Origin of the sequence: Methanosarcina sp. 1.H.T.1A.1 (assembly GCF_000979295.1) — an archaeon.
GTDB lineage: Archaea > Halobacteriota > Methanosarcinia > Methanosarcinales > Methanosarcinaceae > Methanosarcina.
This window is the reverse complement of the sequence record NZ_JJQY01000012.1, coordinates 88,151-95,378: the sequence shown is the minus strand read 5'-3', so window position 1 is coordinate 95,378 and position 7,228 is coordinate 88,151. Positions and strand designations below refer to the sequence as shown.

Below are 7,228 nucleotides of genomic sequence, written 5' to 3'. Positions count from 1 at the left end.
CGGCAGCGTCAGATGTGTATAAGAGACAGTGGCTCGTGAAGCCGCAGACATGGTGCTTCTGGACGACAATTTTGCTACGATAGTAAATGCTGTAGAAGAGGGCAGAACCGTCTTTGATAACATAAAAAAGTTTATTGTTTACATCCTTACAAGCAATATCCCTGAGATCCTGCCCTTCATAGCTTTTGTTCTCCTTTCTATTCCCCTTCCTATGACTGTCCAGCTTATCCTGGCAATCGACCTGGGGACTGATATCCTTCCTGCCATTACTCTGGGGGTGGAAAAAGGAGAGGGAGATATTATGAAGAGGCCTCCCCGACCAAGGAATGAAAAGTTATTAACTCCCCAGGTGCTTTTGACATCCTATGGAGTAAAAGGGCCTATAGAGGCTGCTGCAGGTTTCTTCTGTTATTTTGCCGTACTTTTTGATGGGGGCTGGAGTTTCGGTGAGCAGCTTGCAAACACTAATCCCCTTTATATGCAGGCAATAACCGCTTTCTTCTCCGCCGTGATCATTTGTCAGATCGCTAATGTGTTTGCTTCAAGAACCCGGTTTCAGTCTGTCTTCTCAATGGGACTGTTCAGCAACCGCCCGGTTCTCCTGGGAATTGCAAGCGAACTCCTGATTCTTGCCCTCATTATCTGGAATCCATTTGCTAACCTTATCTTCAACACCGCTCCAATTGATCTCAGGTACATGCTACTCGCCGTTCCTTTTGCGGTTTTCCTCCTGGGGATCGATGAACTGAGGAAATATCTCCTGAGAAAAAATGTGAACTGGGCAGCTAGATTCTTTAAATGGTGATCCGGTCACTTCCGAGGATAAATTACTCTGGACTCAAAATGGCTGGAAGGGTATTTTGAAAGGTAGGCTGGAAGAGAAAGCTGACATGCTGGAAAAAAAAGCTGACATGCCGGAAAAGAAAGCTGATACATAACTTATGAGATAGTGTGATAGTAAATTATGTGACAATTAACACTTTTGGCAAGTTCTGTTTTTGCTTCTTATTTAATATATTTTTTTATAAAATATGCCATATATCCGTTTTTTTGATAATAAAGCCTTATTATCCCCTTTAACTATTAACTCTGGATAAACTTTTATACTATGTATGTGGAGTATTTTATATATTTACCATCCCAAGTCTATCTGCTACAATTATTTTTTAACCCCCTATTCTGTTTCAACCCAGCCGAGTTCATAATATGAATGTAAGTAGAAAAATTTTTGTTATTATCTATATCATTTTTGCCCTCCTTACTTCGCTCGTCATTTTTGCATCTCAGAATATCCTCTACTCGAGTTTTTCCGACCTGGAGGAGAAAGAGGCAATTGGCACCGTGGAAAATATACATAATGTAATTGATTTCCAGATCATACAACTGGATGAGACAAACTCTGCCCTTTCTTCAAGGGAAGACATCAGGGCTTTTATGCTAAGTGAGAATCAAGAAGATCTTGGCAGAACTGTGCTCACTGATCTTTTTACCCTGAGCGGATACGACTTCATTTTTTTTGTCAATAGTTCAGGGGACATCATATACTCTCAGGTTTCGGATTCAATAAACGCTGGTAATGCTTCCAATGACTCAATAATTCCCGAAATCAACCACAAAATAAATGCTGGAAGCCTTCTCTGCAGGGGAGAAACGAGCTCTTTAAATGGGATGCTCCTTCTGAAAAACGGACCTGCAATTGTTTCCTGCCGCCCCGTATCTGCTGCATACGATAACAGGGAAATAATCGGCACAATAATCCTGGGGATGAATCTGGATTCCAGTTTTGTCGAGTCCATCCAGAAAATTACAGGAAATCCGGTTTTGCTTTACAGTCCCAATAGCGTGCCTCCTGATTTCCAGCAAGCCTTTTTCGAAAATGGAAACGAGAGTTTCACACATATTGTAGAGGGGAACAGGTTAGCAGGTTATTATATCCACGAAGACCTTTACGGAAATCCAACCGTCATGGTTCGGGCGGATGCTGACAGGAACATCTATGCAGAAGGCAGGAAGTCTCTTAAGTATATCGTACTCTTCCTCCTGTTTTCAGGTCTCATGGTCGGAGCAGTCTGTAAGTTCCTTCTTGACAGGGAGGTAGTATCCAGAATTGTCGCCATTGATAACTTTGTAGAAAAAGTGGGTAAGGACGAAAGTTTCTCAGCACATTGTATTATGAACGGGGATGATGAGCTCTCAAGGTTAACTGAAGGAATAAACCGGATGCTTGACCGGCTGAAAATAAATTCTGATAAATCTAAAGCTCAGGAACACGAGAAGAGGGTTATTCTTAACTCTCTCAGCGAACTCGTGATCTTTATGGATATTGAGCTGAGAATCGTCTGGGCAAACAGGGCTTCTCTGGACCATGCAGGTCTTAAGCTTGAAAACATTATTGGGCACAGATATGAGGAATTTTCTCCAATGTCCGATGCTGTTTCCGGAGAATCTTTTGCACAAAAAGCGCTTGAATCCGGAAATGAGGAGTTCGGAGAGGTAGTTACTCCGGACGGAAAAGTCTGGATGATCCGTGCAAATCTGATAAAGGATAATAACGGAAGAGTAACCGGAGTCCTGCAAACAGGGCTCGATATTACAGCATACAAACGTTCTGAAGAGAAGCTCCTTCAGGCAAAACTGGAAGCTGAGGCTGCCAGCTGTACAAAGAGTGAGTTCCTTGCCAATATGAGTCATGAACTGCGGACACCTCTGAATTCCATCATTGGTTTTTCAGACATACTGCTTGAGAGAGTTTTTGGGGAACTCAACGGAAAACAGCTGAGATATGTTAATAACATCTCTACCAGCGGAAAACATCTTCTGGGACTTATAAATGACATTCTTGACCTCTCAAAAGTAGAAGCCGGAAAAATGGAGCTGCATTACAGTGAGTTTTCGATTGAATCGGTTTTCGAAGAGGTGAAGGCTACTCTTTCTCCTCTTACCCAGGTAAAATCTCTTGAAATAAGCTTTAAGGTAGAATCGGATTTTGCAGATATTCAAGCCGACAAAAACCGTTTTATTCAGATTCTTTACAATCTTGTAAGCAATGCGGTCAAGTTTACCCCGGAAGGAGGCAAGGTATCTGTCCACTGTATAAAAAGCGGAAACCGAGCTATTTTTTCTGTAAAGGACACAGGGATTGGTATTTCTTCTGAAGACCAGAAAAAACTTTTCCAGCCCTTTACTCAGATCGATGCATCATCCGCCAAGCAGTACTGCGGGACAGGGCTTGGGCTTGCTCTCGTGAAGAAAATTGTACATCTACACCAGGGAGATATCTGGGTTGAAAGTGAACTTAAGAAAGGCAGTACTTTTATGTTTATAATTCCTCTCACCAAACCGCCTGAGTCCCGAAAAGCCGATACTAGGGAAATTGACGATTTAATGCTTGAGTTTGAAATGAATAAAGCAGCTACCTTTTCCGTGAAAGAGGGTGTAGAAGACCTTCAGGACGAAATCGAGCTTCCTGAGATCCTTCTTCCTGAAAAGAGTATTGGAGCGCAGAATCTTGTTCTCGTAGTTGATGACGAGAGGAATTCCAATGAGCTGATTTCAGTTGTTCTCAGGGAAGACGGGTACAGTACAGCCTCTCTATATAGAGGAAAAGATGTTTTAAACGTTGCAAAGAAACTGAAACCTTATGTTATCACGCTAGACGTTTTCCTTCCTGATACTAACGGCTGGGGTGTCCTGAGACAGCTGAAGAGCGATCCTGAGACCGCCCGCATTCCCATACTTATTATTTCAGTGACAGATAATAACGAGCTGGGAATTGCCTTTGGGGCAACTTATTCCTTTACAAAGCCAGTAAAAAGAATCGAACTGCTGGATTCCTTAAGAGAGATCACAGGTAAATTAAGGTTCGAAGAGCCAAGGATTCTTATCATTGACGACGATGATAATGCAGTGGAACTGCTGAGTTCAATGATTGAACCCGAAGGCTTTGAGGTAGTAAAGGCTTATAGTGGGCAGGAAGGTCTGGAAAGCCTCTTTTCCGAGCAGCAGCCAGATATTCTTATCCTCGATCTGCTGATGCCGGGAATAAGCGGATTTGAGGTAATTTCCCGCATGAGAGCAGATGAGAAGACAAAAGACATTCCTTTAATTGTATGTACCGCAGGAGAGTTTACTGAGAAGAATATTGAAGAACTGAACGGTGAACTTAAGGAGCGTCTTATTTCTATTCTTAAAAAGGGTACATTCGGAAGAAAAGAGTTAATTAATAGGATAAAACAATTAGCTATGCTGAAGAGGCGTGAAGATGAAAGAAATTCTTATTGTCGAAGATAACCCCATGAACATGGAACTGATCCTGGACCTCCTTGAGTTTTACGGCCACCGTGTCACAGAAGCCGAGGACGGGATAAAGGCTCTTGAACGCCTTGCTGAGAAAAAGTTCGATCTTATCCTCCTCGATATGCAACTTCCTAAAATGGATGGGCTTGAGGTTATGGACAGGATCAAAAAGAACCCTGCTATTGCAGATATTCCAGTGATAGCTGTCACAGCCCATGCTATGAAGGGAAGTGAAGAACACTTTATCGAAATGGGATGCGTGGATTATATCTCAAAACCCATAGATATCCACAGGTTCAGGTCCCTTATCGATAAGTATCTGGGAGACTAAAGAGAGGACACAGAACTGCAAGCTCAAAATATATCTTTAATTATATAAATTTTATATGTTTTAAAAAATTGGTAATATATCAAAAAATATCACAAACACGCTGGTAATTAGAAGTTTTGAAATCTGAGACGGGATTTACAATCTAAAGTAATCTAAAGAGATTTACTGTCTGGAAAGCAGAGGACATCAGGAAAAGTAAGCTAACATTGGAAAACTATTGTAGCCGGAAAGATATTTTTTCTATTTCGAGCTGAGGTATTTTTCCTAATCCCATTTCCAGTCCAGATTCGATTTTCGTCTCTATCCGGCTTCAGTCTTATGTTTCAAAAAGATGCTACTTCTGTCTTAAACAGACCATATTACCAGTGAAAAATTATATTTTCTCCAGGCGTCTGGACATCTCTTTATAATATATAAAGAGCTCTTCGCACCATTTAAGTGCGCTTTCATCGAAGCTCATCAACCGCTGATGGTCAAATTTTCCTTTTTTATCAAAGAGTACAAGAGAGCAGAAACGTTCTGTTACGACGTCTTTAAGTGTTACATTTTTGTCACAGATATAGACTTCCGTATTCTTTGAATCTACAAGAGTCTTCAGGTCTTCAAAATAATCCTTTTTCATTCTATCAAAGACCGGTTCTGTCAGGACAAGGCATATTTCTGCTTCTTTTCTTACGAGCTCTGAATAAATTTCAATATGGAGGGGATTGAAATATGAAAGAAACATTTTTATGTGTTTCGACTCAAGAAGATTCTTCTTGAAGTCTTCTGGGACTTCGAAAAGCCGGTTAAGATCGGCTTCAAGCATGAAGTAATTTCCGAGTTCATTAATCCTATTAAGAAGATGCTCAGGAATTGCGGTAAAATCATGGTTAATCCAGTAATCGTAGTTTTCCTCGAAAACCCTGACCGTATCAAGCAGAGGCTCCATCTTCTCAACAACTATTTCCCCCATATCCGTGAGACTGTAGGCATTGTTTTCATCCAGCACGATCAGACGCCCTTCCTTTAATTTCTTGATCTGGGGCATGATTGAAGTCGAGGTAACGTTAAGGGCTGTTTTTATTTCGTCGCCTGTCTTGGGCCCTTCTTCCAGAAGGAGCAATAAATCTTTCCTTTTTTCAGATAGGAACGCCAGGTCAATAAGTGATATTTTCATTTTACTCCATCTCCCCTAGAAGCTTCTCAAGTATGCCGGAGTGTTTCTCCTTCATTTCTTTTCAGGAAGCAACCTTCATTGGCAAAAGTCCTTTTTTCTCCCAGAAGAAAATAGTGAGGGGGACTTAGTGCAACACTCATGCGCTACTTTTCAGTTGATTCCTTATATTTTTTTCCAAAAAGCACTTACTTTCCTAAAGTTAAGCTCTTTTTCTTTGCTATTTTCCTTACCCTTTGCTATTTCTCTCACTCTTTACCTTTTTTTCCTTTTTCTTTGCTATTTTCCTTACTCTTTGCCTTTTTTCCTTTTTCTTTGCTATTTTCCTTACTCTTCACCTTTTTTTTCCTTTTTCTCTGCCTTTTTCACTTCCTATTTTTCTTCTCCCTCGTCTCTTTGCCTTTTTTATTTTCGGTCTGTCTTTCTAATCCTTTTCTCATTCCTTTATTCCGGTAGCAAGGACGTAACCCACATATTTTGAGGTTGACTTTTTTCGGAGCAGGATTTTTTTGCCTTCTCCCAGTCGGTTGAACCGGTACCGGATCGTTCTGCTGAACAGGTAATATTTTCCCATTTTCAAAATCAGCTCTGCAAAGTACCTGGAAAATTTCCAGCTTCCGCCCATCCCTTCCATAAGGGCTTTTACTTCTCCAGGGCCTGGAGAAGGCCTGAACTTCCGGACATTTACATCTTTGAGCCCCCCTTCCTCAAGTCCCTTTTTCCATTCTTCCGGCGTGGAGAGGGAAAAGGGAAGCCCTGTTATTTCCCTGAATACTTTTTCTGCATAAGCGATTTCTTCAGCGGCTTTCGGGGGAATCCTCTCCTCTTTGTACATTTCGTTGATTCCCACGTAGCCCTCCGGTTTCAGGACCCGCGCGAATTCTTTGAAGGCCCTGCCCCTGTCCAGGAACTGGGACACAAACTCGGTTATCACGGCGTCAAAAGTCCCGGCTTCGAAGGGCAGGGCATAAGCGTCCCCAACCCTGAACTTCACCCTATCCGAAACTCCCTGCCTTCTGTCCCGCTCTTTTGCCTTCTCAATGGAAAGTTCTGCAATATCAATTCCCACCACCTCACAGCCGATTTTTCTGGCAAGGAAACAGGCAGAAAAGCCGGTTCCACAGCCTACCATCAGGACTTTTTTCGTCCTGTCAATCCGGCATAACTCTGCAAGTTTTTTGGTGGATGCAAGGCCGCCTGTATGATAATAGGGTACTCCCAGGTAACTCATAAAATCGTAGTAGCCAAGAGCTTCGGCTTCTTTAACTGAAAGCCACTTCTTGGCGGCAGATACTTCTTTTTCTGTTTGTGCATCTGGATTTCCCGAACTTTCAGACATGCGTTCTCCCTTTGAGATTACTCCTTTCTGGGAGTTCACTTTTTCCTCTGTATTCTTCCGGTTTCCTGAGGTTCTCAGGTATATTTTTTTCCCGAAATTGAGAGAC

Annotated in this window: 4 protein-coding genes and 1 pseudogene; 3 read left to right on the top strand and 2 right to left on the bottom strand. The window is 41.9% G+C overall.

The window, feature by feature from the left end:
- Positions 1 to 28: 28 nt before the first annotated feature.
- The 3 genes and pseudogenes from EO95_RS01985 to EO95_RS01975 all read left to right on the top strand — a co-directional run.
- Positions 29 to 805 (top strand): annotated as a pseudogene (locus EO95_RS01985) (cation transporting ATPase C-terminal domain-containing protein); the annotation flags it as partial.
- A 401-nt stretch (positions 806 to 1,206) separates the two neighbouring features.
- Positions 1,207 to 4,290, top strand: coding sequence for a response regulator (locus tag EO95_RS01980; protein WP_048131626.1), 3,084 nt, complete (start codon positions 1,207 to 1,209; stop codon positions 4,288 to 4,290).
- Positions 4,262 to 4,627 (top strand): response regulator, encoded by a 366-nt coding sequence (locus EO95_RS01975; RefSeq protein ID WP_048131625.1) that lies wholly within the window; start codon positions 4,262 to 4,264, stop codon positions 4,625 to 4,627. The genes EO95_RS01980 and EO95_RS01975 overlap by 29 nt, the downstream gene beginning before the upstream one ends.
- Before the next feature lie 373 nt (positions 4,628 to 5,000).
- Here EO95_RS01975 and EO95_RS01970 read toward each other — a convergent pair whose 3' ends face one another.
- Entirely contained in the window at positions 5,001 to 5,786 is a 786-nt protein-coding gene (locus EO95_RS01970; RefSeq protein WP_048131624.1) for a winged helix-turn-helix domain-containing protein, read from the bottom strand.
- Between the two features lie 433 nt (positions 5,787 to 6,219).
- Positions 6,220 to 7,161: a class I SAM-dependent methyltransferase gene (locus EO95_RS01965; RefSeq protein WP_235282818.1), complete on the bottom strand. Its 942-nt coding sequence runs from the start codon at positions 7,159 to 7,161 to the stop codon at positions 6,220 to 6,222.
- Positions 7,162 to 7,228 lie beyond the last annotated feature (67 nt).

Bases quoted from the DNA above. Each gene is read 5' to 3' on its own strand.
- EO95_RS01980 (WP_048131626.1), top strand. From the start codon at position 1,207: ATGAATGTAAGTAGAAAAATTTTTGTTATTATCTATATCATTTTTGCC.
- EO95_RS01975 (WP_048131625.1), top strand. From the start codon at position 4,262: ATGAAAGAAATTCTTATTGTCGAAGATAACCCCATGAACATGGAACTG.
- EO95_RS01970 (WP_048131624.1), bottom strand. From the start codon at position 5,786: ATGAAAATATCACTTATTGACCTGGCGTTCCTATCTGAAAAAAGGAAA.